The sequence below is a fragment of the Stenotrophomonas sp. NY11291 genome, from assembly GCF_023277365.1.
GTDB lineage: Bacteria > Pseudomonadota > Gammaproteobacteria > Xanthomonadales > Xanthomonadaceae > Stenotrophomonas > Stenotrophomonas geniculata.
The window spans coordinates 3317934-3343704 of record NZ_CP096975.1 but is presented as its reverse complement, the minus strand read 5'-3'; the positions used below and the strand labels follow the sequence as shown (position 1 = coordinate 3343704).

Sequence of the window (25771 nt, the reverse complement as noted above, 5' to 3'; positions counted from 1 at the left end):
GCAACCGGAATCCAGTCACCGGAGTCTTTCCGGAAAAAGGGGCCCAGCGGGCCCTTTGTCGTTTCCGGGGCGTCATGTTTTCACGCCGGCCAAGGCCGGCACCCAACCAAGAGATCAAGGCAGGCTGTGAGCGACAAGGCAACCGACATCGCGAATCTGCTCGCCCCGACCGTTGTGTCGCTGGGCCTGGAGCTGCTGGGCGTTGAGTATCTGCCGGCCCCCGGCGGTGCGACCCTGCGCCTTTACATCGACGTGCCGCTGGCTGAACAGCCCGAGCGCATCATCAATGTCGACGACTGCGAGCGGGTCAGCCGCGAAGTGTCGGCGCAGCTGGACGTCGAAGACCCGATCAGCGGCAATTACACGCTGGAAGTGTCCTCGCCGGGCGTGGATCGCCCGCTGTTCAACCTGGAGCAGTTCGCCCGCCACCAGGGTGAATCGGCCAAGGTCACGCTGAAGCTGCCGCAGGACAACCGTCGTCGCCTGCAGGGCCGTATCGAGGCGACCGACGAGGCCGCTGGCACCATCACCTTCATCGTCGACAAGACCGAAGTGGTGGTGTCGGCCGACAACATCGACAAGGCACGGATCATGCCCGACTGGGTGGCGCTGGGGCTGGCCCCGAGCAAGCCGACCGGTCCGGCACCGAAGCGTCCGAAGCCGAACACGAATTCTTCTTCCAACGAGCCGGCGGCAAAGAAGCCGCGCGCGGAGTGAGCCAATGAGCAAGGAACTGTTGCTGGTAGTCGACGCAGTCGCCAACGAGAAGGGCGTGCCGCGTGAAGTGATCTTCGATGCCATCGAGGCCGCCCTGGCCTCGGCAGCGAAGAAGCGCTATCCCGACGAGGAAGTGCTGACCCGCGTGGTCATCGACCACAAGGATGGCAGCTACGAAACCTACCGCCGCTGGGAAGTGGTGGCCGATGACGTGGTCATGGAATCGCCGGATCGCCAGATCCGCCTGATGGACGCGGTCGATGAAGCCGAAGGCGTGGACGTCGGCGACTACATCGAAGAGCAGATCGAGAACCCGGATTTCGGCCGCATCGCTGCCCAGGCCGCCAAGCAGGTCATCGTCCAGCGCGTGCGCGAAGCCGAGCGCCAGCAGGTCGTGGATGCATGGAAGGATCGCGTGGGTGAGCTGATCACCGGTGTGGTCAAGCGCGCCGAGCGCGGCAACATCTACGTCGACCTCGGTGGCAACGCCGAAGGCTTCATCCCGAAGGACAAGGGCATTCCGCGCGACGTGCTGCGCGCCGGCGACCGCGTGCGCGGCTACCTGGCCGAAGTCCGTTCGGAACCGCGTGGCCCGCAGCTGTTCATCAGCCGTGCCGCCCCGGAATTCATGATCGAGCTGTTCAAGCTGGAAGTGCCGGAAGTCGGCCAGGGCCTGGTGGAAATCAAGGCCTGTGCCCGCGATCCGGGCGACCGCGCCAAGATCGCCGTGCTCGCCCACGACCAGCGCACCGATCCGATCGGCGCCTGCATCGGCATGCGCGGTTCGCGCGTGCAGGCCGTGTCCAACGAGCTCAATGGCGAGCGCGTGGACATCGTGCTGTGGAACGACAACCCGGCCAACTTCGTCATCAACGCGATGGCGCCGGCCGAAGTGCAGTCGATCATCGTTGATGAAGACAAGCACTCGATGGACCTGGCTGTCGCTGAAGACCGCCTGGCCCAGGCGATCGGCAAGGGCGGCCAGAACGTGCGCCTGGCCAGCCGCCTGACCGGCTGGCAGCTCAACGTGATGACCCAGGACCAGGTCACCGCCAAGTCGGAAGCCGAGCAGGCGTCGGCCCGCCAGCTGTTCATGGACAAGCTGGAAGTGGACGAAGAGATCGCCGGCATCCTGGTCAGCGAAGGCTTCGGCACCGTCGAGGAAATCGCTTATGTCCCGGTCGGCGAACTGCTGGCCGTGGAAGGTTTCGACGAAGACATCGTCGAAGAGCTGCGCGCTCGTGCCCGCGATGCGCTGCTCAATGAGGCCCTGGCAGTCGAAGAAGGCCTTGAAGACGGCCAGCCGGCGCAGGACCTGCTGTCCCTGAAGGGCATGGACGAAGCCACCGCATATGCGCTGGCCGGCCACGGCGTGCGTACCAGCGAGGACCTGTCCGACCTGGCCGCCGACGAGGTCATGGACTTCGGCATCGAAGGACTGGATCAGGCGCGCGCCGCTGCGCTGATCCTGGCCGCCCGTGCCGAAGAGATCGCCCGACTGGAACGCGGCGAATGAGCCGGCAATGAACAGGGCCCTGAGCCGCTCAGGGCGTAGAATCCGCGCCACCTCCAGATGCGGGGGGGCGCCCACAAGATCATAGGATCCGAATGTCGCAGCAAACCACCATCCGCAAGCTTGCCGAACTGGTCAACACGCCGGTCGAAAAACTGCTGGAACAGCTGGCCGGTGCCGGCATGAAGTTCAGCGGTCCCGACCAGGTCGTGACCAGCTCCGAGAAGGTGAAGCTCCTGGGCTTCCTTCGTCGTTCGCACGGCAAGCCCGAGCAGGCCCCGGAAGAGACCGATCAGTCTGCAAAGAAGATCACGCTCAACCGCCGGAAGCAGCAGGAAGTGACGGTCAATTCCGGTCGCAGCAAGACGACCGTGAATGTCGAGGTGCGCCAGAAGCGCACCTACGTCAAGGATGGTGCGCGCGCCATGACGCCGGACGAAGAGCGCGCCGACATCCTGCGCAAGCTGGAAGAGTCGCGCGCGCGCAATCTCGCCGAACAGCAGGCGCTGGCCGAAAAGGATCGTCTGCGTGACGAAGCCATCGTCCGTGCCCGTGAGGAAGAGATTGCGGCCAAGGAACGCGCAGAGGCCGAGAAGAAGGCGGCCGAGGAAGCTGCGGCCGCCGCCAAGGCTGCCGAGGCACTGGCTGCCACCAAGCCCAAGCGCGCTCCGATCGATGAAACCGCGCCGCGCCCGCCGCGTGCTCCGGCCGCCGCGCCGGCTGCGCCGCGCAGTGCGCCGCCGCCGCCGCGCAACGACGACCGCAACAACCGCAGCGCGCCGCGCAACGAGCGTGGCCCGGGCGACCGTTTCGCCGGCCAGATGCACCTGTCGGCGGCCGACCGCGCGCGTCGTGGCAACAGCAACAACAGCAACACCCGTGGTCGTCCGGGCGGGCGTAACCAGGCGGGTGGCCGTCGCGACATGTCGCGCGGTGGCAACAACGCCGGTCCGCACGCCTTTGAGCGTCCGACCGCGCCGGTGGTGCGTGAAGTGGCGATCGGCGACACGATCACCGTGGCCGACCTGGCGCAGAAGCTCGCGCTGAAGGGCGGCGAGGTGGTCAAGGCGCTGTTCAAGATGGGCGTGATGGCCACCATCACCCAGTCCATCGACCATGACACCGCTGCGCTGGTGACCGAAGAGCTCGGCCACAAGGCGATCCGTGCCAATGACAACGACGCCGAAGACGCACTGCTGGCCTCGACCGGTGAAAACCAGGGCGAAGCCACCCAGCGTCCGCCGGTGGTCACCATCATGGGCCACGTCGACCACGGCAAGACCTCGCTGCTGGATTACATCCGCCGTACCAAGGTCGCCACCGGCGAAGCCGGCGGCATCACCCAGCACATCGGTGCCTACCACGTGGATACGCCGAAGGGCGTGATCAGCTTCCTGGATACCCCGGGCCATGCTGCCTTCACCTCGATGCGTGCCCGCGGCGCCAAGCTGACCGACATCGTGGTGCTGGTCGTGGCCGCCGATGACGGCGTCATGCCGCAGACCAAGGAAGCGATCCAGCACGCCCGTTCGGCGGGTGTGCCGCTGATCGTGGCGATCAACAAGATCGACAAGTCCGACGCCGACCCGATGCGGGTCAAGAACGAACTGCTGTCCGAGCAGGTCGTGGCCGAAGACTTCGGTGGTGACACCCAGATGGTGGAGATCTCGGCCAAGACCGGCCTGGGCATCGACGACCTGCTGGACGCCATCTCGATCCAGGCCGAACTGCTGGAACTGAAGGCGGTCGACGAAGGCCGCGCCGCGGGCGTGGTGATCGAATCGTCGCTGGACAAGGGCCGTGGCCCGGTCGCGACCGTGCTGGTGCAGCAGGGCCGCCTGAAGAAGGGCGACTACCTGGTGTGCGGCATCCAGTACGGCCGCGTGCGTGCGCTGTTCGACGAAACCGGCAAGCAGCCGGAGTTCGCCGGCCCGTCCATCCCGGTGCAGGTCCTGGGCCTGTCCGGCGTGCCGGAAGCCGGTGACGACTTCGTGGTCGTCGAGGACGAGCGCCTGGCCAAGGACGTTGCCCAGCAGCGTGAGACCAAGCGCCGTGAATCGCGCCTGGTGGCCACCGCTGGCAGCCGCATGGAAGACATCATGGCGACCCTGGGCAAGGGCGAGGGCCAGCAGGTCCTCAACCTGGTCATCAAGGCCGACGTGCAGGGTTCGGTGCAGGCCTTGAGCCAGGCACTGGTCGCGCTGTCCAACGACGACATCCGCATCAACGTGATCCACTCCGGCGTGGGCGGCATCACCGAATCGGACGCCAACTCGGCGGCTGCTTCGAAGGCCACCGTCATCGGCTTCAACGTGCGTGCGGATGCTTCGGCCCGTCGCATCATCGAATCCAACGGCGTCGACTTGCGTTACTTCTCGATCATCTATGACGTGATCGATCAGGTGAAGCAGGTGGCCTCCGGTCTGCTGGGCGTGGAGATCCGCGAAGAGATCATCGGTATCGCCGAGGTCCGCGACGTGTTCCGCAGCTCCAAGCTGGGCGCCGTTGCCGGCTCGATGGTCATCGAGGGCGTGGTCAAGCGCAACAAGCCGATCCGCGTGCTGCGCGACAGCGTGGTGATCTTCGAAGGCGAACTGGAATCGCTGCGCCGCTTCAAGGAAAACGTCGAGGAAGTCCGCAACGGTACCGAATGCGGTATCGCGGTGAAGGCCTACAACGACGTCAAGCCGGGTGACCAGATCGAGTGCTTCGAGCGTATCGAAGTGCCGCGCACCCTGTAATGCTGCAAGGTGGCCCGACCAACGGTCGGGCCCTACCATGTACCTGTAGCGCCCGACCGTTGGTCGGGCGACAATCGAATCAAAGGTAGCGCCCAACCGTTGGTCGGGCGACAACTGAACCAAGAGCTCCTCGTGCCCAAGACTTTCCATCGAACCGACCGTGTCTCCGCCCAGCTGCGCCGTGAACTCGGCACCCTGGTGCACAACGCCGTGCGCGAGCATGGGTTGCCCTCGGTGAGCGTGTCCGACGTGGAAATCACCCGCGACATGGCCCATGCCAAGGTGTTCGTCACCGCGCTGATGCCGGAACGTTCGGCTGAAGCCGTGGCAGGCCTGAAGGAGCTGGGCTACCGCCTGCGCATGGATCTGGCCCGCGCGATGAAGCTGCGCCACGTGCCGGAGCTGCATTTCCACTACGACGACTCGGTCGACCGTGGTGAGCACATCGACAACATCCTGCGCGACCTGCCCGATACGCTGGCCGCGGAGAAGCGTCGCGAGAGCGACGAAGAATAAGCCAGCGCCGGGCCCATGCCCGGCGTCTTTTCATTCCGGCAACGCGACGCCTGTGCGGGCCGCGTTGCGGCAGCCGGGCATGGCTCGGCTCTACAACGTCCTGTCATGACCCGAATTCAGTTCCGCCGCCTGGATGGCATCCTGCTGCTAGACAAGCCGACCGGCATGAGTTCCAACGCTGCCCTGCAGGTGGCTCGTCGCCTGTTCCGTGCCGAAAAGGGCGGCCATACCGGCAGTCTCGACCCGCTGGCCACCGGCCTGTTGCCGCTGTGCTTCGGCGAGGCGACCAAGATTGCCGGCCTGCTGCTCGGCTCGGCCAAGGCCTACGACGCCGAGATCATGCTGGGCCAGACCACCGACACCGACGATGCCGAAGGCCAGGTGCTGCTGCAGCGCCCGGTGCCTTCGATCAGTGCCGAGACCCTGCAGGCGGCGCTGGCGCCGCTGACCGGCAGCATCCGCCAGCGCGCCCCGATCTATTCGGCGCTGAAGCAGGGCGGGGAGCCGCTGTATGTGAAGGCCCGCCGCGGTGACGTCATTGAAGCGCCGGAGCGCGAGGTGCAGGTGCACGCCATCGAGGTGCTCGAGCAGCAGCCGGAGCGGTTGCGGCTGCGTGTGACCTGCGGTTCGGGCACCTATATCCGCAGCCTGGCCCGCGATCTGGGCGAGGCGCTGGGCTGTGGCGCGCATATCAGTGCGCTGCGCCGGCTCTGGGTGGAGCCGTTCCGTGAACCGGCGATGGTCACCCTGGATCAGCTGCGGGCGATGGTCGAGGCGGGTGACGAGGCGGGCATGGACGCGCTGCTGCTGCCGCTGGCGGCCGGCCTGGCTGAATACCCGCGGGTCGACCTCGATGCCGACCAGGCCCACCGCTTCTGCGTCGGCCAGCGCCAGCGCGATCTGTCGTGGCCCCGTGGTCTGGTGGCCGTGTTCGGTCCGGACGATGCTGTCCAGGGGTTGGGTCAGGTCGATGACAGTGGCCTGCTGGCTCCGCAGCGTCGTTTCAACCTCTGACCGGGCCCGGACGGTTCAGCCCCGGACCTTGTTCCGAGGCCCCCCGACCGTTACAATTTCGCGGCCGTTTTCCGGCAGCCTGCCTCGCGCAGGTTTCATCCTCGTAGTCCACGGCGAGCCTGGCGGTGCGCGAAGCGCGTTCCTGCCGGCCACGCATCACAGAGAAAAAAGAAATGTCGATCGACACCCAGAAGGTCATTGAAGACAACAAGCGCAGCTCGGCTGACACCGGCTCCCCGGAAGTCCAGGTTGCACTGCTGACCGCCCGCATCGAACTGCTGACCGGCCACTTCAAGACCCACAAGAAGGACCACCACAGCCGCCGCGGCCTGCTGCAGATGGTCAACCGCCGTCGCAGCCTGCTCGACTACCTGAAGAAGAAGGACGTCGAGCGTTACAAGGCCCTGATCGAAAAGCTTGGCCTGCGTCGCTAAGCAACGAATCCCCCGCGGCGCAGCGATGCGCCGCGGTTTTGTTTTGTAGCACCGCAATCCCCGATTCAGGCCGGAACGATCCGGCCACCCGCTGGCGGCAAGGGTCGCCGACGGTCCAAATTCGCAGACAGCATCCCCAAGGACACCCTCCGTGGCAAAAATCACCAAAACCTTCCAGTACGGCAAGCACACCGTCACGCTCGAGACCGGCGAAGTCGCCCGTCAGGCCAGCGGTGCCGTCATCGTCAAGATGGACGACACCGTACTGCTGGTCACCGCCGTCGCCGCCAAGAGCGCGCGCGAAGGCCAGGACTTCTTCCCGCTGACCGTCGATTATCAGGAAAAGTTCTACGCCGGCGGCCGTATCCCGGGTGGTTTCTTCAAGCGTGAAGGCCGTGCGACCGAGAAGGAAACCCTGATCTCGCGTCTGATCGACCGTCCGATCCGCCCGCTGTTCCCCGAAGACTACAAGAACGAAGTGCAGATCATCGCCACGGTCATGTCGCTGAACCCGGACGTGGACGGTGACATCCCGGCCCTGATCGGCGCCTCGGCTGCCCTGGCCCTGGCCGGCACCCCGTTCATGGGTCCGATCGGCGCTGCCAAGGTCGGTTACAGGAACGGCGAGTACATCCTGAACCCGACCGTCAGCGAACTGGCTGACTCGCAGCTGGAACTGGTCGTCGCCGGCACCTCCAACGCCGTGCTGATGGTTGAATCCGAAGCCGCGCTGCTGTCCGAAGAAGTGATGCTGGGCGCCGTGACCTTCGGTCACCGCGAGATGCAGAAGGTCATCAACGCGATCAACGAGCTGACCGTCGAAGCCGGTACCAAGCCGTCGACCTGGGAAGCTCCGGCCAAGAACGACGCGCTGATCGCCGCCCTGAAGGAAGCCATCGGCCCGCGCCTGGGCGAAGCCTTCCAGGTGCGCGACAAGCTGCAGCGCCGCGACGCCATCTCGGCAATCAAGAAGGACGTGGTCGAAGCCCTGGCAGGCCGCGTGGCCGCCGAAGGCTGGAACCCGGCCGAGCTGTCGAAGGAATTCGGCGAGCTGGAATACCGCACCATGCGTGACTCGGTGCTGGACACCAAGGTGCGCATCGACGGCCGTGCGCTGGACACCGTCCGCCCGATCACCGTGAAGACCGGCGTGCTGCCGCGTACCCACGGCTCCTCGCTGTTCACCCGCGGCGAAACCCAGGCCATTGTGACCATCACCTTGGGCACCGCCCGTGACGGCCAGGTCATCGACGCCGTTGCCGGTGAGTACAAGGAAAACTTCCTGTTCCACTACAACTTCCCTCCGTTCTCGGTGGGTGAGTGCGGCCGTATGATGGGCCCGAAGCGCCGCGAAATCGGCCACGGTCGCCTGGCCAAGCGCGGCGTGCTGGCTGTCATGCCCTCGCTGGAAGCCTTCCCGTACACCATCCGCGTCGTCTCGGAAATCACCGAGTCGAACGGTTCCTCGTCGATGGCCTCGGTCTGCGGCTCGTCGCTGGCCCTGATGGACGCCGGCGTGCCGGTGAAGGCGCCGGTTGCCGGTATCGCCATGGGTCTGGTCAAGGAAGGCGAGCGCTTCGTCGTCCTGTCCGACATCCTGGGTGACGAAGATCACCTGGGCGACATGGACTTCAAGGTGGCCGGTACCGCTGAGGGCATCTCCGCCCTGCAGATGGACATCAAGATCGAAGGCATCACCGAAGAGATCATGAAGCAGGCGCTGCAGCAGGCCAAGGCTGGCCGTCTGCACATCCTGGGCGAAATGGCCCATGGCCTGACCGCTCCGCGTGAAGAGCTGTCGGACTACGCGCCGCGCCTGCTGACCATCAAGATCCACCCGGACAAGATCCGCGAAGTGATCGGCAAGGGTGGTTCGACCATTCAGGCCATCACCAAGGAAACCGGCACCCAGATCGACATCCAGGACGACGGCACCATCGTCATCGCATCGGTCAACGCCATCGCTGCCCAGGCCGCCAAGGCCCGCATCGAGCAGATCACCTCGGACGTCGAGCCGGGCCGCATCTACGAAGGCAAGGTCGCCAAGATCATGGACTTCGGTGCGTTCGTCACGATCCTGCCGGGCAAGGACGGTCTGGTCCACGTGTCGCAGATCTCCAGCGATCGCGTCGAGAAGGTCGGCGACGTGCTGAAGGAAGGCGATGTGGTCAAGGTCAAGGTGCTGGAAGTCGACAAGCAGGGCCGTATCCGCCTGTCGATGAAGGCCGTGGAAGAAGGCGACGCCGTCAGCGCCGAATAATCGGCGGTGGGTGTCAACCTTGCTTGGTTGACACGCTCCTGGAATCGCTGAAATGAAAAAGCGGGCTTCGGCCCGCTTTTTCTTTGCCTCGAAGTTGCGAACAACCGCTCACCCAGGTCGCCGCATGTCCTGCTGCGGTGCATGAGAGGCGCTACGCAGCCATTGTTCTGTCACCGTTGCACGGATCGCGCCTGTCCATCGGACGACATGCCACGACATCGGTCCCACAGCCCCATCGGTTTGCTAACGTGGCGGCGCCTTCGAACCGGGAGATTCCATGTTCCGCCAGACTGTGGCCGTCCTTGCCGGACTGATTGCCGGCGCCCTGCCCATTGCCGCGCACGCTGCGCCCGCGCAGCCGCCGATCTTCGGTGCCTACTACCCTGGTGGTTCCGCCGAGCGCTATCCGGTGTCGAGCATTCCGGCCGAGCGCCTGACCCACCTGTTCTACGCGTTCTCGACCATCGAGGACGGGCGCTGCACGATCGGTGCGGAAGCGCCGAAGCATTTCGCCGCACTGGCCGAACTCAAGAAGGCGCATCCGCACCTGCGCACGCTGATTTCGATCGGCGGCTGGGGCGCAGGCGGGTTCTCCGATGCGGCACTGACCGAAACCAGCCGCAAGCGCCTGGTCGACTCATGCATGACGCTGTTCTTCGAGCGCCATGCAGGCAGCTTCGATGGTGTGGACATCGACTGGGAATTCCCGGTCAGTGGTGGGCCGAAGGAACTGGCGCACCGCCCGCAGGATCGCGCCAACCTGACCCGGCTCGCGCAGGCGTTCCGCGTGGCACTCGATGCGCGCGGTCGCAAGGCGGGGCAGCCGATGCTGCTGACCGCCGCGCTGGCCGCCGGTCGCCTGCAGACGGATGGCCCCTACGATCCGGCGGCGAGCTACGACCTGCCGGCGCTGGCCAAGGTGTTCGATTTCATCAACCTGATGAGCTACGACATGGGCACCGGCTTCTCGGCGGTGTCGACCTTCAACGCACCGCTGCTTGAGGTGGCGGCCGATCCACTGGCGCCGGAGCTGCGCCGTTGGAACAACGTGGCCGGTGCTGTGCAGTTTTACCGCGACCACGGCGTACCGGCCCACAAGCTGGTGCTGGGCGTGCCGTTCTACGGGCGCGGCTTCAAGGTTACAGGTGATGCCCCGGATGGGTTGTACCAGCCCTACAGCGCACCGGCCGATGCAGGCGACTGGCGGGTGATCAAGGCGCGCTATCTCGACCAGCCGGGCTGGACGAAGCACTGGCAGCCGCAGGCGCAGAGCCCGTGGCTGTACAACGCCGAACAGAAGGTCTTCATCAGCTATGAAGACCCGCGCTCGATCGGGCTGCGTGCGCAGTTCGCCCGCGAGCAGGGCCTGGCCGGTGTATTCATGTGGGAGCTGACCGGCGACGACGAGCAGGCCAGCCTGCTCAACGCCATGCTGGGCCCCTGGCAGAAGGCGCGCATCGGCGATTGAGCTGCATCAGGCGATGCCCGGCGCAATGCCGCAACGCCATCGGCCCAACCCCGCACAGCATGTCCACGCCCGCAGCGTTACGCTGCGGGCATGATCCATCTCGAACGCCTGGACCATCTGGTCCTCACCGTCGCCGACATCGACCGCAGCTGTGATTTCTACCAGCGCGTGCTCGGCATGCAGGTCGTGCGCTTCGGCGCGGGACGTACCGCGCTGCAGTTCGGCCAGCAGAAGATCAATCTGCATCCGGCCAGTGCCCCGCTGCAGCCGCATGCGTTACGACCCACGCCGGGCAGCGCCGACCTGTGCCTGGTCACGCATACGGCGGCAATCGATGTGCTGGCACACCTGCAGGCGCAGGCCGTCGCGGTGGAGGAGGGGCCGGTGGCCCGCACCGGCGCACTGGGTCCAATCGAATCGGTGTACTTCCGCGACCCGGATGGCAACCTGATCGAAGTCAGCCGCTACCTGGACCCAGCGCACCTGCTCCGGTAGCGCCGGGCCATGCCCGGCGAAGGCTCAGTTGGCCCAGACGCTGTTCGGATCGCCGTTGCGGGCGCGGCGTTGACTGGCCACTGCCAGGCGGGCGAAGCCGAAGGCCATGGCCAGCGCGATGGCATCGACCCAGAACAGCGGCCAGTGGCCACGCGCGGCCGCACGCCACAGCCAGTCACCATTGAGTGCGCCGTGCAGGATCGGCACCAGCGCGGTACTGATTGCCGCCGCCCACAGCAGCTCGCGTGCGGCCTGTGCCGGGCGACGCAGCGCGGCCCACAGCGCACAGGCCGCCCAGCTGCCGAAGCAGGCCCAGCGGATGCCGTGGTCGACCGCCGCCGGCGCCAGCCGTTCCAGCACCAGCGCGGTGAGGAACGCGACCGAGATCGCCACGCACAGGCCGATGCACACGCCGACCGTGGCCCGTGCCATGTTCACTCCGGCACGCGGTTGCTGCGGCTGGCGACGCTTGCGCCGCGACTCGATCCACAGCAGGTTGCCCGAGTAGAACAGGAACGCACCGCCCAGGCCGAGCAGGAAGTACAGCCAGACCACCACCCCGTTGCCGAACTCGCCGAAGTGCAGCGCATAGGCGGCGCTGAGCGTGGCGTGGTTGGCGTCGCGCTGGCCTGGCAGCTGGGTGGCCAGTACCTGGCCGGTGGCGACATCCAGCGCCACGGCGCCGAGCGGGCCGAGGGTGCCGGTGGATTCGCCGGTGATCTCGATGGTGGCGTTGGTGTCGCCCGCGTTGGCCAGCTTCAGGTAGGCCGGCTCGAAGCTGGTCACGCCCTGTGCGCGCGCCACCTCCAGCGCCCGCGCCTGCAGCACGCGCAGGCTGCCCGGCGGCGAGGGGATGCCGGTCGCTTCACGCACCGGTGCGGTGTCCATCGCTGTTGGCACGGCCTGCAGGGCCTTGCCGTCGAAGATCAGGGGGTTGAGCAGGGCCATCTGCACGAACACCAGGCAGAGCAGGGCGCCGGTCACCGCGAACATCAGGTGGAAGGGCAGGCTCAGTACGCCGATCACGTTGTGCGCGTCCTGCCACAGCTGTTTCAGGTTGCGCCCCGGACGCAGCGCGAACAGGTCGCCGAGCGGCTTCGGCAGATGGATCACCAGGCCGCTGAGCAGCGCCATGCCGTACAGCAGGCTGACAATGCCCATCACGTAGATGCCGGCCACGGGCAGGCCCAGGCTGTAGTGCAGCTCGTTGACCAGCTCGGCCAGCCCGGTCTGCGGCGGCGTCGGGCTGCCGCCAATCTGCCCCGGCCAGGCATAGCGCCAGCTGCCATCATCGGCCTGCCAGTACGCAAGTGGCTGCGGGTGGTCGGCGCCGGGGAAGGTCATGCCGACGTGGCGGCGGGCTTCCGGGTGTGTCGCCAGTACGTCTTCCAGCAGGTACTGCGCATCGTCCAGCCCGGCTGGCAGTGCGGTGGCCGCGCCCGGGGTCTGCCACAGCGGCAGGTCGTGATGGAACAGGGTCAGCGCACCGGCGTAGAAGGCCACGAACAGGCCGAACCCGGCGACCAGGCCGACCCAGGTGTGCAGGGTGGTGAACGTGCGCAGCGTCTGCGAACTGAACTTCATGGGAGAGGTCTCATTGCACCGCGCCGGTCAGGCGCAGCAGCCCGAGCACGGCGAAGCCGGCGGCGGCGCTGCCGCCCAGCACGAGCCAGGCACGCAGCGCGCTGCGGAAACTGAACGCCCACAGGGCGGCCAGCATCCACAGCGGGATGAAAGCGATCAGGGTCGGCACCAGCGCCCGCTGCCAGGGGCCGGGCGGCAGCCATGCCAGCAGGCCGGTCGCGGCCGCGGCCAGGAAGAAGCCGGCGACGATGCCGGCGAAGGCGCGCGGCCACATCAGGGCGACTCCGTGCCCGGGCGATGCCAGGCGGCCAGTGCCGGCAGCAGCATCGCCGCCAGCATCCAGGTGCACAGCATGGCCACCAGGCCGGCGGCAAAGCCGAGCTCGGCCATCCACAGCCACAGCGCGGCGGCGGCCGCGACCAGGCCGATCTGGCGGCCCAGGCGGCCGGCCCGGCGCAGGCGCGGCCAGCGGCAGTGCGGCGAGGCGGCATAGAAGGCCAGCGCGGAGAACATCGCCGCCAGCATGCCCAGGCTGCAGAAGCCCAGGGTGGAAAGGCCGACGGTGATCATTGCGGGCGGCCGCCGTGGCAGCGGGCCAGCGAACGCGGGGCACGGGCGGGGCCGGCGGGAGCCGGTCGGAGCGGGTGGCGCATCACGAGGTCCTGGGGGGAAGCGGGCAGGCTGGCACGGGGCGGGCTGCGCGGACATGGTAATCATTGCGTTTTCACGCCGCCAGCGAGGGCCATTCAGCGTACCGTACGGTAGCCCTTGGGCTTTCCGGTGCGCTGGTTTAAGATCATCACACTCCCTGACTGGAACAAGGTGGCCCGCGCCCAGCGCCGGCCGAGCGTGCGACATGAGCACTACCACCGCCCACTGTTGACCTGCCCCCGAAGGCCCTGTGTCCCTGGCGCCCTCGTGGCGCTTTTTTATTGCCCGGGCGCCGCCCCGGGAGCGCTTTCCAGCCCGCCCAGCGGGCCCCGCACGAAGCCACTCCGATGATCAACATTACCCTCCCCGACGGCAGCCGCCGCGAGTTTGAAAACCCCGTCAGCGTCATGGACGTCGCCCAGTCGATCGGTGCCGGCCTGGCCAAGGCCACCATCGCCGGTGCCGTGGATGGCGTGCTGGTCGATGCCAGCGACGTCATCGACCACGATGCCAGCCTGCGCATCATCACCGCCAAGGACGAGGAGGGCGTGGAGATCATCCGCCACTCCTGCGCCCACCTGGTCGGCCACGCCGTCAAGCAGCTGTACCCGGATGTGAAGATGGTGATCGGCCCGGTGATCGCCGAAGGCTTCTACTACGACATCTACTCCGAGCGCCCGTTCACCCCGGACGACATGGCCGCGATCGAGAAGCGCATGGGTGAACTGATCGCCCAGGACTACGACGTCATCAAGAAGATGACGCCGCGCGCCGAAGTGATCGAGATCTTCAAGGCCCGTGGTGAGGACTACAAGCTGCGCCTGATCGAGGACATGTCCGACGACATCCAGGCGATGGGCATGTACTACCATCAGGAATACGTGGACATGTGCCGCGGCCCGCACGTGCCGAACACGCGCTTCCTGAAGGCCTTCAAGCTGACCCGCATCTCCGGCGCCTACTGGCGTGGCGACGCGCAGAACGAACAGCTGCAGCGCATCTACGGCACCGCCTGGGCGGACAAGAAGCAGCTTGAGGCGTACATCAAGCGCATCGAGGAAGCCGAGATGCGCGACCACCGCCGCATCGGCAAGCAGCAGGACCTGTTCCACCTGCAGGAAGAAGCGCCGGGCCTGGTGTTCTGGCACCCGAAGGGCTGGGCGCTGTGGCAGGTGGTCGAGCAGTACATGCGCAAGGTCTACCGCAACAGCGGCTACGGCGAAGTGCGCTGCCCGCAGATCCTGGACGTGAGCCTGTGGAAGAAGTCCGGCCACTGGGACAACTACCAGGACAACATGTTCTTCACCGAATCGGAGAAGCGCACCTACGCGGTCAAGCCGATGAACTGCCCGGGCCACATCCAGGTGTTCAACCAGGGCCTGCACAGTTACCGCGACCTGCCGATCCGCTACGGTGAGTTCGGTTCCTGCCACCGCAACGAGCCGTCCGGCGCGCTGCACGGCATCCTGCGCGTGCGTGGCTTCACCCAGGACGACGGCCACGTGTTCTGCACGGAAAACCAGATCGAGTCGGAAGTGACGGCCTTCCATCAGCAGGCGCTGGCGGTCTACCAGCACTTCGGCTTCGACGACATCCAGATCAAGATCGCCCTGCGCCCGGAATCGCGCCTGGGTGACGATGCGACCTGGGACAAAGCGGAGGGCGCGCTGCGCTCGGCGCTGACCGCCTGTGGCGTGGAATGGCAGGAGCTGCCGGGCGAGGGTGCCTTCTATGGCCCGAAGATCGAGTACCACCTGAAGGACGCCATCGGCCGTACCTGGCAGCTGGGCACCATGCAGGTCGACTTCATGATGCCGGGCCGCCTGGGCGCCGAGTACGTGGACGAGAACAGCCAGAAGAAGCACCCGGTCATGCTGCACCGGGCCATCGTCGGCTCGATGGAGCGCTTCCTGGGCATCCTGATCGAGCACCATGCCGGCCAGTTCCCGGCCTGGCTGGCCCCGACCCAGGTGGTGGTGGCCAACATCACCGACGCCCAGGCCGACTACGTCTCGGGCGTGACCAAAACCCTTGCGGAGCAAGGCTTCCGCGTCAGCTCGGATTTGCGTAACGAGAAGATCGGCTATAAAATCCGCGAGCATACGTTGCAGCGCGTGCCCTACCTGCTGGTCATTGGTGACCGCGAGAAGGAAAATGGGGCTGTGGCGGTGCGTACGCGTTCTGGCGAAGATCTGGGCAGCATGAGCCTGCAGGCCTTCATCGAGCGGCTCCACGCCGAGGGCGCGTAAGCAAAGGTCCGGTCCGGGCGCACAGGCACCCGGACCGGTTCGATACCCTTGGGAGAACGTAATATCAGCACCCCTGACAACAAACAGAACCGCAAGAATCAGGAAATCCGTGTGCCGCGCGTCCGCGTGATCGGCGGTGACGGAGAAATGATCGGCGTGTTGTCGCGCGACGAAGCGCTGTCCATGGCCGAAGATGAAGGCCTGGACCTGGTCGAAATCCAGCCGCAGGCCGATCCGCCGGTCTGCAAGATCATGGACTTCGGCAAGTTCAAGTTCGAAGCGCAGAAGAAGGCCAGCGAGGCCAAGAAGAAGACCAAGCAGGTCGAGATCAAGGAAGTGAAGTTCCGTCCGGTCACGGACGAGGGCGACTACCAGATCAAGCTGCGCAAGATGCGCGGGTTCCTTGAGGATGGTGACAAGATCAAGGTCAACATCCGCTTCCGTGGCCGTGAAATGAGCCACCAGGAACTGGGCCGCGAAATGGCCAACCGGATCGAGACCGATCTGGGCGAGGACATCGTCATTGAATCCCGTCCGCGCCTGGAAGGGCGTCAGATGGTCATGATGATCGCGCCGAAGAAGAAGACCTGAGGCCTGACGGGCCGCCCTCCGGGGCGCCTGGCTGAACGGTTCAGGGTGAAGGGGCGCCATCGGCGCCCCTTCGCTTTTGCGGCATGCCGGTGAATTGCCGTGAAAGGGTTGCAGGGGCTGGTGGCAGGGCGGTTTTGCCTGTATCATGCCCGGCTCGACCCACCCAGGACGGGTCGTACGCCGATCATGGCAGGACGGAAAGAGCGGCCCAAGCCGCCGCCAGATCAGTCAGAAACCAGGGTCATATCCCATCAAGGACATTGCAATGCCCAAGATCAAGACCAACCGGGCAGCGGCCAAGCGTTTCCGCAAGACCGCCTCGGGCAAGTACAAGTGCGGCCACGCCAACCGTAGCCACATCCTCACGAAGAAAGCGACCAAGCGTAAGCGTAATCTGCGTCAGACGGGCCATGTCCGTGCAGAAGACGCAGGCCGTCTGGACCGCATGCTCCCTTACCTCTGAGGAACTGAAAAATGGCACGAGTTAAGCGTGGCGTACAGGCGCGTCGCCGCCACAAGAAGATTCTGGATCTCGCCAAGGGCTATTACAACGCCCGTCGCAAGGTCTTCCGCGTCGCCAAGCAGGCGGTCATCAAGGCTCAGCAGTACGCCTACATCGGCCGTAAGCAGAAGAAGCGCAACTTCCGTTCGCTGTGGATCACCCGTATCAATGCGGCTGCCCGCATCAACGGCCTGAGCTACAGCCGCTTCATGAACGGTCTGCTGAAGGCCGGCATCACCCTGGATCGCAAGGTCCTGGCTGACATCGCCGTGCACGACGCAGCCGGTTTTGCTGCGCTGGCCGAAAAGGCCAAGGGCGCGCTGGCGGCATAAGTCCTTCCCGATGCCGTAACCGTTCACTCGGAACGGTGTCAGGTCAAGGCAATGCATGGGGAAGGGCGCAAGTCCTTCCCCATTCTTTTTTGGGTCCCGGCGAGGCCACGATGGCAGCGCGGGGACGGCGGTGGCGACAGGGGTCGGCCCTTCGCGCATCGCGATGGCAGATCGACTGGAGTTCCGGCCCCCCATGAGCGACATCCAATCCCTCACCACCCAGGCGCTGGCCGATGTGGCCGCCGCACAGAGCCCCGACGTGCTGGAACAGCTGCGCGTGGCCCTGCTTGGCAAGAGTGGCAGCATCACTTCGCAGCTCAAGCAGCTCGGCGCGCTGCCGGCCGACGAGCGCAAGGCCGCCGGTGAAGCGATCAACCAGGCCCGCGATGCGCTGACCCGCGCGCTGGGTGAGCGCAAGGCACTGCTGGAAGACGCGGCACTGGATGCGCGCCTGGCCGCCGAAGCCATCGACATCACCCTGCCGGGTCGCAACGGCGACCGCGCCGGCCTGCACCCGATCACCCGCACCCTGGAGCGCATCACCGGCATCTTCGGCCGGCTGGGCTACGAGCTGTCGGAAGGGCCGGAGATCGAGGACGACTGGCACAACTTCGAGGCGCTGAACTTCCCGCCGCACCACCCGGCGCGCGCCATGCACGACACCTTCTACTTCGGCGACGGACGCCTGCTGCGCACGCATACCTCCGGTGTGCAGGTGCGCTACATGGGCGACCACGCGCCGCCGCTGCGCATGATCGCCGCCGGCAAGGTGTACCGCAGCGACAGCGACCAGACCCACTCGCCGATGTTCCACCAGGTCGAAGGCCTGCTGGTGGACGAGCATTCGACCTTCGCCGACCTGAAGGGCACGCTGGCCGAGTTCGTGCGCGCGTTCTTCGAGCGCGACTTCGAGATGCGTTTCCGTCCCAGCTACTTCCCGTTCGTTGAACCGGGTGCGGAAGTGGACATCGCCTGGCAGCAGCCCGACGGCAGCACCCGCTGGCTGGAAGTGCTGGGCTGCGGCATGGTCCATCCGAACGTGCTGCGCAACGTCGGCATCGATCCGGAGCGCTACACCGGCTTCGCGTTCGGCATGGGCGTGGAGCGTTTCGCGATGCTTCGTTACGGCGTCAACGATCTGCGCGCGTTCTTCGAGAACGACGTGCGATTCCTGAAACAGTTCGCGTAAGTCGCAACCATGTAGAGCCGAGCCATGCTCGGCTGCTCCTAAATTCGCAGGCCCAGGCGCATGCGCCGGGCCCACCAGGGTGACACCATGAAATTCTCCGAAAACTGGCTGCGCAGCCACGTCCCGACCTCCGCCTCGCGCGATGAGCTCAGCGCGGTGCTGACCGCTATCGGCCTGGAAGTGGAAGAGGTGACCGCGCTTGGCGAAGGCCTCGAGCACGTGGTCGTGGCGCGCATCGTCGAAGCGGTGCGCCATCCCGAAGCCGATCGCCTGCAGGTGTGCAAGGTCGATGCCGGGCAGGGCGAGCTGCTGCAGATCGTGTGCGGCGCGCCGAACGCGCGCCCGGGCCTGGTCGCGCCGCTGGCGATGGTCGGCGCGCAGATCGGCGAGCTGAAGATCAAGCCGGCCAAGCTGCGCGGCGTCGAGTCCAACGGCATGCTGTGCTCGGCCAAGGAGCTGGGCCTGGACAACGATGCCTCCGGCCTGCTGGAACTGCCGGACGACGCACCGGTCGGCCAGTCCCTGGTCGAGTATCTGGGGCTGCCGGACGCCAGCATCGAGATCAAGCTGACCCCGAACCGTGCCGACTGCTTCAGCCTGCGCGGCATCGCTTACGACGTCGCCGCCGCCACCCGCAGTGAAGTGCTGGACTTCGCGGCCGACGCCATTGCGCCGGTCGGCAGCCGCGAACTGTCGATCCAGCTCGACGCCGGCGCCGAAGCACCGCGTTACCTGGGCCGCGTCATCGAAGGCGTCAACGCCGCTGCCAAGACCCCGCTGTGGATGGCCGAGCGCCTGCGCCGCAGCGGTGTGCGTCCGGTCTCGCTGCTGGTCGACATCACCCAGTACGTGATGCTGGAGCTGGGCCAGCCGATGCATGCCTACGACCTCGGTACCCTGCAGGGCAGTATCGCCGTGCGCCGTTCGCGCGCGGGCGAGAGCCTGAAGCTGCTGGACGGCCGCGATGCCGCACTGGACGACAGCTTCCTGGTGGTTACCGATGCTGACCGTGCGGTCGGCCTGGCCGGCCTGATGGGCGGCTTCGACACCCGCGTCACCGACGCCACCACCGCCGTGTTCCTGGAAGCTGCGCACTTCGCGCCGGCCGCGATCATGGGCCGTGGCCGCAAGTTGGGCCTGCATACCGATGCAGGCCATCGCTTCGAGCGTGGCGTCGACCCGGCATTGCCGCGCACCGCCATCGAATACGCCACCCGCCTGGTGCTGGACCTGGCCGGCGGTACCCCGGCGCCGGTCACCGAGACCGTGCGTGCCGATGACCTGCCGCAGCCGGCGACGATCGTACTGCGCCGCGCTCGCATCACCCGCGTGCTCGGCATCACCATCGACGATGCCGAAGTCGAGCGCATCCTGCGCGCGCTGGGCATGGACGTGGTCGCAACCGCAGACGGCTGGCAGGTGGCTGCGCCGAGCCGGCGCTTCGACATCGCCATCGAAGAAGACCTGATCGAAGAACTGGCGCGTATCCACGGCTACGAGCAGATCCCGACCACGCTGCCGGGCGGTGCCTCACGCGTGGCGATGCCGAGCGAGACCCAGCTGGACGCGCTGAGCGTGCGCCGCCAGCTGATCGCCCGTGACCAGCAGGAAACCGTCAACTTTGCCTTCGTCGACGACGCGCTGCTGACCCAGTGGCAGCTGCGCGATGGCCTGGTACCGCTGGCCAACCCACTGTCGGCCGAACTGGCGGTGATGCGCCCGTCGCTGCTGCCGGGCCTGGTCGCCACGCTGGGCCGCAATGCCGCGCGCCAGTTGGGTCGCGTGCGCCTGTTCGAGCTCGGCCGGGTGTTCACCCAGCAGGCCGGAGATGGCCAGCCGGCGCCGCTGGAAACCCCGCGCGTGGCCGCCGCGGTCTGCGGTGATGCGCAGGCGGTGCAGTGGGGCCTGCCGACCCGCAAGGTCGACTTCCACGATCTGAAGGGCGATCTGGAATCGCTGGCCGCTGCCAGTGGCGCGCAGCTGGAGTTCCGCCCGTCGGCCCGTCCTTACGGCCACCCGGCGCGCTCGGCCGAGGTGTTCCGCGATGGCGTGGCGATCGGCTGGATCGGTCAGGTCCATCCGCGCCTGGTCAAGGCGATGGACATCGAATCCGACGTCTACGCCTTCGAACTGGATCTGGAACCGCTGACCGCCCGCCGCCTGCCGCGTGCGGGCGAGCTGTCGCGCTTCCCGGCCGTGCGCCGCGACCTGGCGTTCCTGGTGCCTGAACAGGTGGCCTGGGCCGATCTGGCGGCGACCGTCCGCCAGGCCGCCGGCCCGCTGCTGCGCGACCTGAACCTGTTCGACCGCTATGTCGGCCAGGGCGTCGAGCCGGGATTCAAGAGTCTCGCTATGGGCTTGATTTTGCAGGACAAGTCGCGCACTCTGACGGACCGCGACGTGGATGCGGTGGTGGCCGAGGCGGTCACTGCCATCGAGCGTGAACACCACGCCCGGATCCGCGGCTGAGCGGGCAGCACTCGGGGGTAGCAGGCAATGGCATTGACCAAGGCGGAGATGGCGGAAAAGCTGTTCGACGAAGTCGGTCTGAACAAGCGGGAAGCCAAGGAATTCGTCGACGCGTTTTTCGATGTGCTGCGTGAAGCATTGGAACAGGGACGTCAGGTGAAGCTGTCGGGCTTCGGTAATTTCGATCTGCGGCGCAAGAACCAGCGCCCGGGTCGCAACCCCAAGACCGGCGAGGAAATTCCGATTTCCGCCCGTACGGTGGTCACCTTCCGTCCGGGCCAGAAGCTCAAGGAGAGGGTGGAAGCTTATGCTGGATCCGGGCAGTAACCGCGAACTACCGCCGATCCCGGCCAAGCGCTACTTCACCATCGGTGAAGTCAGCGAGCTGTGCGACGTCAAGCCGCACGTCCTGCGCTACTGGGAAACCGAGTTTCCCAGCCTTGAGCCGGCCAAGCGCCGAGGCAACCGCCGCTACTACCAGCGCCACGACGTGCTGATGGTGCGGCAGATCCGCAGCCTGCTGTACGAACAGGGCTACACCATCGGTGGTGCACGCCTGCGTCTGGACGGCCCCGATGCCCGCGAGGAATCGGCGCTGAGCAACCAGATCATCAAGCAGGTACGCATGGAGCTGGAAGAAGTGCTGCAGTTGTTGCGCCGCTGATCCCATTTCCATCGTAATCCGCTATACTTCACGGCCCGCCGCACTGGCGGGCACATCGCAGCATCAGTCGGGGCGTAGCGCAGCCTGGTAGCGCATCTGCCTGGGGGGCAGAGGGTCGTCGGTTCGAATCCGGCCGTCCCGACCACTGTGATGAATCAAGAAGCCTGCGCAGCAATGCGTGGGCTTTTTTGTGCGCGCTGCTGATGCCGATGATCAGTCTTCAGCGAAGCGGTAGATCAGCTCCGGGTCGCCGTCATCCAATCCGTGCACGATGCCGCTGTCGATGAAGCCCGACGCAACGAGCAGGCGCTGCATGCCGATGTTGGAGGCATTGGTCGAGGTGAACAGCTTGCCGCGACCGCGCCGTGCGATCGCGTGTCGCAGCAGTGCGGTACCAATGCCGTGGCCGCGGCGTTCGCGCGCCACCATCAGCATCTCGACGAAGGCCTCGCCGAAGAAGTGGTGAGGCATGACCAGGTAGCCGACGACCCTGCCGTCCTGCTCGGCGACATACAGGCCGCCGTGTGCCAGCCAGTTGCCAATCTGCATGATCCGCTCTGGATCAATGGCTGCCACGCTGTCGAGCGCGATCAAGGCATCCGCGTCCTGGGGGCTGCCGTTACGCAGGCGCGGAGAACGGGACGTCCGGCTCATCGCGGGCGGAGCTGCAGCAACAGACCGCCACCCGATACAAAACAGGCGAGCAGGACGATGATCGACAGCGGCAGGTGGAATTCATTGCGACCGAGCAGGGCAAACGCCAGGTGGATCAGCGCCGTGCCAATGCCGAGCGCGCCACAAACCAGTGCATAGCCGCGCGCCGTGGATGTACCCAACAGGGCATGGCGATAACCCCCAAGCACGGCGCCGACTGCGAACAGGTTGAACAGCAGGAAGCCCTGGATGCCGCCGGGCACATGGAACATGGTCCATTCCTGCCAGAACGCAGCGTCGATCTGATGCAGGATCAACGCCAGCAGCGTCGCCAGATACCATCGTTCCATGTCGTGCTCCCTGCCATGCAGGCCATAGTCTATCGACTCCGCCTTGCACGCACGTCTACTCGTTGCAGCCAGCGCGTGGCAGGCAGTCAATACACCCGGAACTCGGCACGGCAGCCGTCGCTGACCCATACGCCGCGACGGTCCCAGCCCCAGTTGCGGTCCTCGATGCAGGTCGTCACCGATTTCTGCTTGACCAGCCGTACCTCGTGACGAACGCGAATCCGGCACTCCTTGTCCTTGTTCTCGTAGGACTCGCAGACCAGGCGTTCACCCTCGTTGTCGCGGTCACGGCCGCGGCCACGTCCCGGCCAGCGCCCGTATCCATCGGCGACGAACTCGGCGCGGCAGCCGTCGGTCACCCATAACGTGCGGCGGCTCTGGCCCCAGTTCTGGTTCTCCACGCAGCGGGTGACCGACAGTTGCCTGGCCAGGCGCATCGGGCCCTCGATGGGGCATTGCTCGGTCTTGTTGAACTGGGATTCGCAGCGCAGCGCTGGAATGTGATCAGTGTCGTAGTCCTGGGCGGCCACGGCGGTGGCGGCCAGCAGCAGGACAAGGGCGGCGCCGGTGATCGGCAGCAGCGGGCGAAGGGTCATAGGGAGCCTCGAGCGTGGATTCGGGCGGCAAGAATGACCCAGCACGGGGCCGTCGGAACGCATCGTTCCGGAAGTGGCTCAGTAAGGATTTAGTAGTGCGCACGGGCCCATGCAGAGGCTTACATCCCGTATCATCGCTGCACATCCGATCGCATCGGTTTACACCTTCTTACATGTCTTCCACGCCTGTCGGCGCAGCCTGTGGCTGCCGTCACTGGTGTGCGGGCGGCCTGTGGGGGAGGATGCGCGGACCACGACGACCACAGGGGGTTGCGTTGATCAGCAGTACCGTCATTCATCGCTCGGCCGACGCAGGCGGCGCCGAGGTGCGGGTCCTGGACACCACGTTCAAGGGCAAGCACGTGTTCATTGCCTGGGGTCTGCGCGGGCCGGAACTGACCCGCAGCGCGGACCCGGCTGCGACCGTGGCCGCACGCAAGGCGCTGCACGCGGTTGCCGGCCACAGCGAAGGGCCGCGCAGCCCGGAAGTGTTCATCGCCAACCAGTCGGCGGTGGCGATCACGGTCTATCGCCTGCTTACCGAAGCGCGCTCCGGCGATGCCATCTTCTTCCTGTGCGATTCCCAGGCGGTGGTCGAGTGGCTGATCACCGCGCTGGAAGTGCAGGGCGCGGACTGATTCCGCGTTCCGGCGCGCATTGATTCACGCCAGCGCCGCATCCACGGCGGCCCGCGCATGCAGTGCAGTGGTATCGAACAGCGGCACTGTGCTGTCCTCCGGCCGTACCAGCAGCATGATCTCGGTACAGCCGAGGATGATGGCCTCGGCGCCGCGCGCGACCAGTCTCTCGATCACGCCGGCGTAGACCTGTCGTGAGTGTTCGCTGACCACGCCGGCGATCAGTTCCTGGTAGATGATGTCGTGCACGCTGCGACGATCATCGGCTTCGGGAACCAGGACCTCCAATCCGAAGCGATCCTGCAGCCGGCCGCGGTAGAAGTCCTGCTCCATGGTGAAGGCGGTGCCGAGCAGGCCCACCTTTCGCGCGCCTGCCTGCACGATGGCCTGGGCGGTGGGGTCGGCGATATGCAGCAGTGGCAGTGGGCAGGCCGCCTCGATGCGGTCGGCCAGTTGGTGCATGGTGTTGGTGCAGACCAGCAGCAGATCGGCACCACCGGCCTGCAGGCGCCGTGCGGCCTCAACCATGTGGTCGCCCAGTGCATCCCAGTCGCCGTCGTGCTGCAGCTGCTTGATCGGGGCGAAGTCCACCGACCACAGCAGCAGCTGCGCCGAATGTGCGCCACCGAGGCGCTGCCGCACGTCCTCGTTGATGAGCCGGTAATACTGCGCCGAGCTTTCCCAGCTCATGCCGCCGATCAGGCCAAGGGTCTTCATGCACAGCTCCATGCCGGGGAGCCGTCATTGCAGCACAGCCGATGAGGGAGTTGCACCACACATTAGCGATTGCTAATGTGTTGACCATGATCGAGAACGCCCTGTTCAAGGCGCTGGCCGACCCGACCCGCCGCCACATCTTCGAAAAGCTGGCCGAGGGCGGGCAGCATGCCAGCGCGCTGCGCGAGGGCGTGGCGATCAGCCAGTCTGCGATGTCCCAGCACCTGGCAGTGCTGCGCGATGCCGGGCTGGTGAGCGAACAGCGCCAAGGCCGCTTCGTCTACTACGAGGTCGATCCGCGCGGACTGGCCCACATCGGCAACTGGCTGCAGCGCTACCGGGCCTACTGGCCCGCGCGTATGGATGCCTTGCAGGATCTGCTGAAGGAGATGGATTGATGGACGACGTTCTGAACGAAGCGGCTCCTGCGTTGGTGATGGAGCAGTGGCTGCCAGCGCCACCGGAACGGGTCTGGCGCGCACTGTTGGACCCGGCGCTGCGTGAGCGCTGGTTGCCCGCAGCCGATCTTGCCGACCCGCAGCCCTGCCTGTGCGAGGAGGGACGGGAGCTGGGCTTCCGCTTGCGCGATGCGCAGCCCCCACATCTGCACAGTCTGGTGTGTTTCCGGCTGCGCGCGGATGGGGGTGGAGGGACGGTGCTGACCATCGTGCATCGGCTCACTGACCGGCGTTCTCTGATCCCGCCGGCTTCCAACGATGAGCATCGCACGGTGATGCGCGCGGCTTGAACCAGCGCTTGGATCGAACGCTATAGGGAGCAGGCACATGCGGGACAGGATGCAGCTGGTACCGATGGTGGTGGAACGCAGCGAGCGCGGCGAGCGTTCCTATGACATCTACTCGCGGCTGCTGCGCGAGCGCATCATCTTTCTCAACGGCGAAGTCGATGACACCGTGTCGGCGCTGGTCTGCGCGCAGCTGCTGTTCCTGGAATCGGAAAACCCGGAGAAGCCGATCCATCTGTACATCAACTCGCCAGGCGGAGTCATTTCCAGCGGCTTGGCGATGTACGACACCATGCAATACATCTCGGCCCCGGTGCATACGCTGTGCATGGGCACCGCGCGGTCGATGGGGTCGTTCCTGCTGATGGCCGGCGAGCCCGGTCACCGCGCGGCGTTGGCCAATGCCAGCCTGCACGTGCACCAGCCGCTGGGCGGGGTGCAGGGCCAGGCTTCGGACATCTTCATCCACGCCGAGGAAATGCAGCGCACCAAGCAGCGCATCACCCGGCTGTATGCGCAGCATTGCGGACGCAGTGTCGAGGAGGTCGAGCAGACCCTGGACCGCGATCATTTCATGAGTGCCGAGCAGGCATGCGAATGGGGCCTGATCGACCAGGTACTGGTACGGCGCGACGCGCACGCGGCCTGAGCCTGCCTCTGTAACCACCACATCCACGCTGTG

At 66.1% G+C, this 25771-nt stretch carries 28 protein-coding genes and 1 tRNA gene; 22 read left to right on the top strand and 7 right to left on the bottom strand.

Annotation, left to right across the window (positions count from 1 at the left end):
* Positions 1-126 precede the first annotated feature (126 nt).
* From rimP to M1L61_RS15650, 9 genes are all read left to right on the top strand, one after another.
* Complete coding sequence (gene rimP / locus M1L61_RS15690; RefSeq protein ID WP_005410450.1) at positions 127-717, top strand: ribosome maturation factor RimP; 591 nt, start codon at positions 127-129, stop codon at positions 715-717.
* Between the two features lie 4 nt (positions 718-721).
* Positions 722-2233, top strand: coding sequence for a transcription termination factor NusA (gene nusA, locus M1L61_RS15685; protein WP_006458580.1), 1512 nt, complete (start codon positions 722-724; stop codon positions 2231-2233).
* Positions 2234-2325: 92 nt separating this feature from the next.
* On the top strand, positions 2326-4971 hold the full coding sequence (gene infB / locus M1L61_RS15680; RefSeq protein WP_248853757.1) for a translation initiation factor IF-2: 2646 nt from the start codon (positions 2326-2328) through the stop codon (positions 4969-4971).
* Positions 4972-5103: 132 nt separating this feature from the next.
* Entirely contained in the window at positions 5104-5487 is a 384-nt protein-coding gene (gene rbfA / locus M1L61_RS15675) for a 30S ribosome-binding factor RbfA (RefSeq protein WP_005410447.1), read from the top strand.
* Positions 5488-5592: 105 nt separating this feature from the next.
* Positions 5593-6501, top strand: coding sequence for a tRNA pseudouridine(55) synthase TruB (gene truB / locus M1L61_RS15670; protein WP_043401948.1), 909 nt, complete (start codon positions 5593-5595; stop codon positions 6499-6501).
* 173 nt (positions 6502-6674) lie between these two features.
* Complete coding sequence (gene rpsO / locus M1L61_RS15665; RefSeq protein ID WP_005410445.1) at positions 6675-6935, top strand: 30S ribosomal protein S15; 261 nt, start codon at positions 6675-6677, stop codon at positions 6933-6935.
* A gap of 151 nt (positions 6936-7086) precedes the next feature.
* Positions 7087-9195: a polyribonucleotide nucleotidyltransferase gene (gene pnp, locus M1L61_RS15660; RefSeq protein WP_248853756.1), complete on the top strand. Its 2109-nt coding sequence runs from the start codon at positions 7087-7089 to the stop codon at positions 9193-9195.
* Positions 9196-9472: 277 nt separating this feature from the next.
* Positions 9473-10663, top strand: coding sequence for a glycoside hydrolase family 18 protein (locus M1L61_RS15655; RefSeq protein ID WP_100446316.1), 1191 nt, complete (start codon positions 9473-9475; stop codon positions 10661-10663).
* Between the two features lie 90 nt (positions 10664-10753).
* The gene (locus M1L61_RS15650) at positions 10754-11158 is read left to right on the top strand and encodes a VOC family protein (RefSeq protein WP_100446314.1); all 405 of its coding nucleotides are present in this window, start codon (positions 10754-10756) and stop codon (positions 11156-11158) included.
* Between the two features lie 24 nt (positions 11159-11182).
* On the opposite strand, the gene M1L61_RS15645 is transcribed toward M1L61_RS15650, so the two are convergent.
* The 3 genes from M1L61_RS15645 to M1L61_RS15635 are packed head-to-tail and all read right to left on the bottom strand — an operon-like array spanning position 11183 to position 13312.
* The gene (locus M1L61_RS15645; protein WP_248853755.1) at positions 11183-12742 is read right to left on the bottom strand and encodes a PepSY-associated TM helix domain-containing protein; all 1560 of its coding nucleotides are present in this window, start codon (positions 12740-12742) and stop codon (positions 11183-11185) included.
* Between the two features lie 10 nt (positions 12743-12752).
* Entirely contained in the window at positions 12753-13016 is a 264-nt protein-coding gene (locus tag M1L61_RS15640; protein WP_043401932.1) for a hypothetical protein, read from the bottom strand.
* Positions 13016-13312, bottom strand: coding sequence for a hypothetical protein (locus tag M1L61_RS15635; RefSeq protein WP_005410439.1), 297 nt, complete (start codon positions 13310-13312; stop codon positions 13016-13018). Before M1L61_RS15635 ends, M1L61_RS15640 begins: the two co-directional genes overlap by 1 nt.
* Positions 13313-13740: 428 nt before the next feature.
* Here M1L61_RS15635 and thrS point away from each other — a divergent pair, with 428 nt between their 5' ends.
* The 9 genes from thrS (at position 13741) to M1L61_RS15590 (ending at position 21534) form a co-directional block, all read left to right on the top strand.
* A complete protein-coding gene (thrS, locus tag M1L61_RS15630; protein WP_010486466.1) occupies positions 13741-15642 on the top strand; it encodes a threonine--tRNA ligase in 1902 nt (633 codons plus the stop codon).
* 63 nt (positions 15643-15705) lie between these two features.
* The gene (infC, locus tag M1L61_RS15625) at positions 15706-16233 is read left to right on the top strand and encodes a translation initiation factor IF-3 (protein WP_345779138.1); all 528 of its coding nucleotides are present in this window, start codon (positions 15706-15708) and stop codon (positions 16231-16233) included.
* A 265-nt stretch (positions 16234-16498) separates the two neighbouring features.
* A complete protein-coding gene (rpmI, locus tag M1L61_RS15620) occupies positions 16499-16696 on the top strand; it encodes a 50S ribosomal protein L35 (protein WP_005410436.1) in 198 nt (65 codons plus the stop codon).
* 11 nt (positions 16697-16707) lie between these two features.
* A complete protein-coding gene (rplT, locus tag M1L61_RS15615; protein WP_005410435.1) occupies positions 16708-17067 on the top strand; it encodes a 50S ribosomal protein L20 in 360 nt (119 codons plus the stop codon).
* Positions 17068-17260: 193 nt separating this feature from the next.
* Positions 17261-18256 (top strand): phenylalanine--tRNA ligase subunit alpha, encoded by a 996-nt coding sequence (locus M1L61_RS15610; RefSeq protein WP_005417865.1) that lies wholly within the window; start codon positions 17261-17263, stop codon positions 18254-18256.
* 87 nt (positions 18257-18343) lie between these two features.
* Positions 18344-20725 carry a phenylalanine--tRNA ligase subunit beta gene (pheT, locus tag M1L61_RS15605; protein WP_248853753.1) on the top strand — a complete coding sequence of 794 codons (2382 nt, stop codon included), beginning with the start codon at positions 18344-18346 and terminating at the stop codon, positions 20723-20725.
* 27 nt (positions 20726-20752) lie between these two features.
* Positions 20753-21052: an integration host factor subunit alpha gene (locus M1L61_RS15600; RefSeq protein WP_005410432.1), complete on the top strand. Its 300-nt coding sequence runs from the start codon at positions 20753-20755 to the stop codon at positions 21050-21052.
* Positions 21033-21389: a MerR family transcriptional regulator gene (locus M1L61_RS15595; protein WP_005410431.1), complete on the top strand. Its 357-nt coding sequence runs from the start codon at positions 21033-21035 to the stop codon at positions 21387-21389. The genes M1L61_RS15600 and M1L61_RS15595 overlap by 20 nt, the downstream gene beginning before the upstream one ends.
* A gap of 68 nt (positions 21390-21457) precedes the next feature.
* Positions 21458-21534 (top strand) — tRNA-Pro (locus tag M1L61_RS15590).
* A 68-nt stretch (positions 21535-21602) separates the two neighbouring features.
* Here M1L61_RS15590 and M1L61_RS15585 read toward each other — a convergent pair.
* The 3 genes from M1L61_RS15585 to M1L61_RS15575 all read right to left on the bottom strand — a co-directional run bounded on the left by M1L61_RS15585 (position 21603) and on the right by M1L61_RS15575 (position 22989).
* A complete protein-coding gene (locus M1L61_RS15585; RefSeq protein WP_248853752.1) occupies positions 21603-22043 on the bottom strand; it encodes a GNAT family N-acetyltransferase in 441 nt (146 codons plus the stop codon).
* Positions 22040-22393: a DUF6713 family protein gene (locus M1L61_RS15580; RefSeq protein ID WP_191849714.1), complete on the bottom strand. Its 354-nt coding sequence runs from the start codon at positions 22391-22393 to the stop codon at positions 22040-22042. Before M1L61_RS15580 ends, M1L61_RS15585 begins: the two co-directional genes overlap by 4 nt.
* Positions 22394-22479: 86 nt before the next feature.
* Positions 22480-22989 (bottom strand): DUF3011 domain-containing protein, encoded by a 510-nt coding sequence (locus M1L61_RS15575; RefSeq protein ID WP_010486479.1) that lies wholly within the window; start codon positions 22987-22989, stop codon positions 22480-22482.
* Positions 22990-23231: 242 nt separating this feature from the next.
* Between M1L61_RS15575 and M1L61_RS15570 the strand changes: the two genes are divergently transcribed.
* A complete protein-coding gene (locus M1L61_RS15570; protein ID WP_012511691.1) occupies positions 23232-23627 on the top strand; it encodes a hypothetical protein in 396 nt (131 codons plus the stop codon).
* 24 nt (positions 23628-23651) lie between these two features.
* Here the strand turns inward: M1L61_RS15570 and M1L61_RS15565 are convergent, their stop codons facing one another.
* Positions 23652-24344 (bottom strand): aspartate/glutamate racemase family protein, encoded by a 693-nt coding sequence (locus tag M1L61_RS15565; RefSeq protein WP_053443330.1) that lies wholly within the window; start codon positions 24342-24344, stop codon positions 23652-23654.
* An 86-nt stretch (positions 24345-24430) separates the two neighbouring features.
* Between M1L61_RS15565 and M1L61_RS15560 the strand changes: the two genes are divergently transcribed.
* From M1L61_RS15560 to M1L61_RS15550, 3 genes are read left to right on the top strand one after another with little or no spacing between them, the layout of a single operon-like run.
* Positions 24431-24742, top strand: coding sequence for a metalloregulator ArsR/SmtB family transcription factor (locus M1L61_RS15560; RefSeq protein ID WP_019660556.1), 312 nt, complete (start codon positions 24431-24433; stop codon positions 24740-24742).
* Positions 24742-25092, top strand: a complete 351-nt coding sequence (locus M1L61_RS15555; RefSeq protein WP_053443329.1) for a polyketide cyclase — start codon at positions 24742-24744, stop codon at positions 25090-25092. Before M1L61_RS15560 ends, M1L61_RS15555 begins: the two co-directional genes overlap by 1 nt.
* A 37-nt stretch (positions 25093-25129) precedes the next feature.
* Positions 25130-25738 (top strand): ATP-dependent Clp protease proteolytic subunit, encoded by a 609-nt coding sequence (locus tag M1L61_RS15550; RefSeq protein WP_126560782.1) that lies wholly within the window; start codon positions 25130-25132, stop codon positions 25736-25738.
* Positions 25739-25771 lie beyond the last annotated feature (33 nt).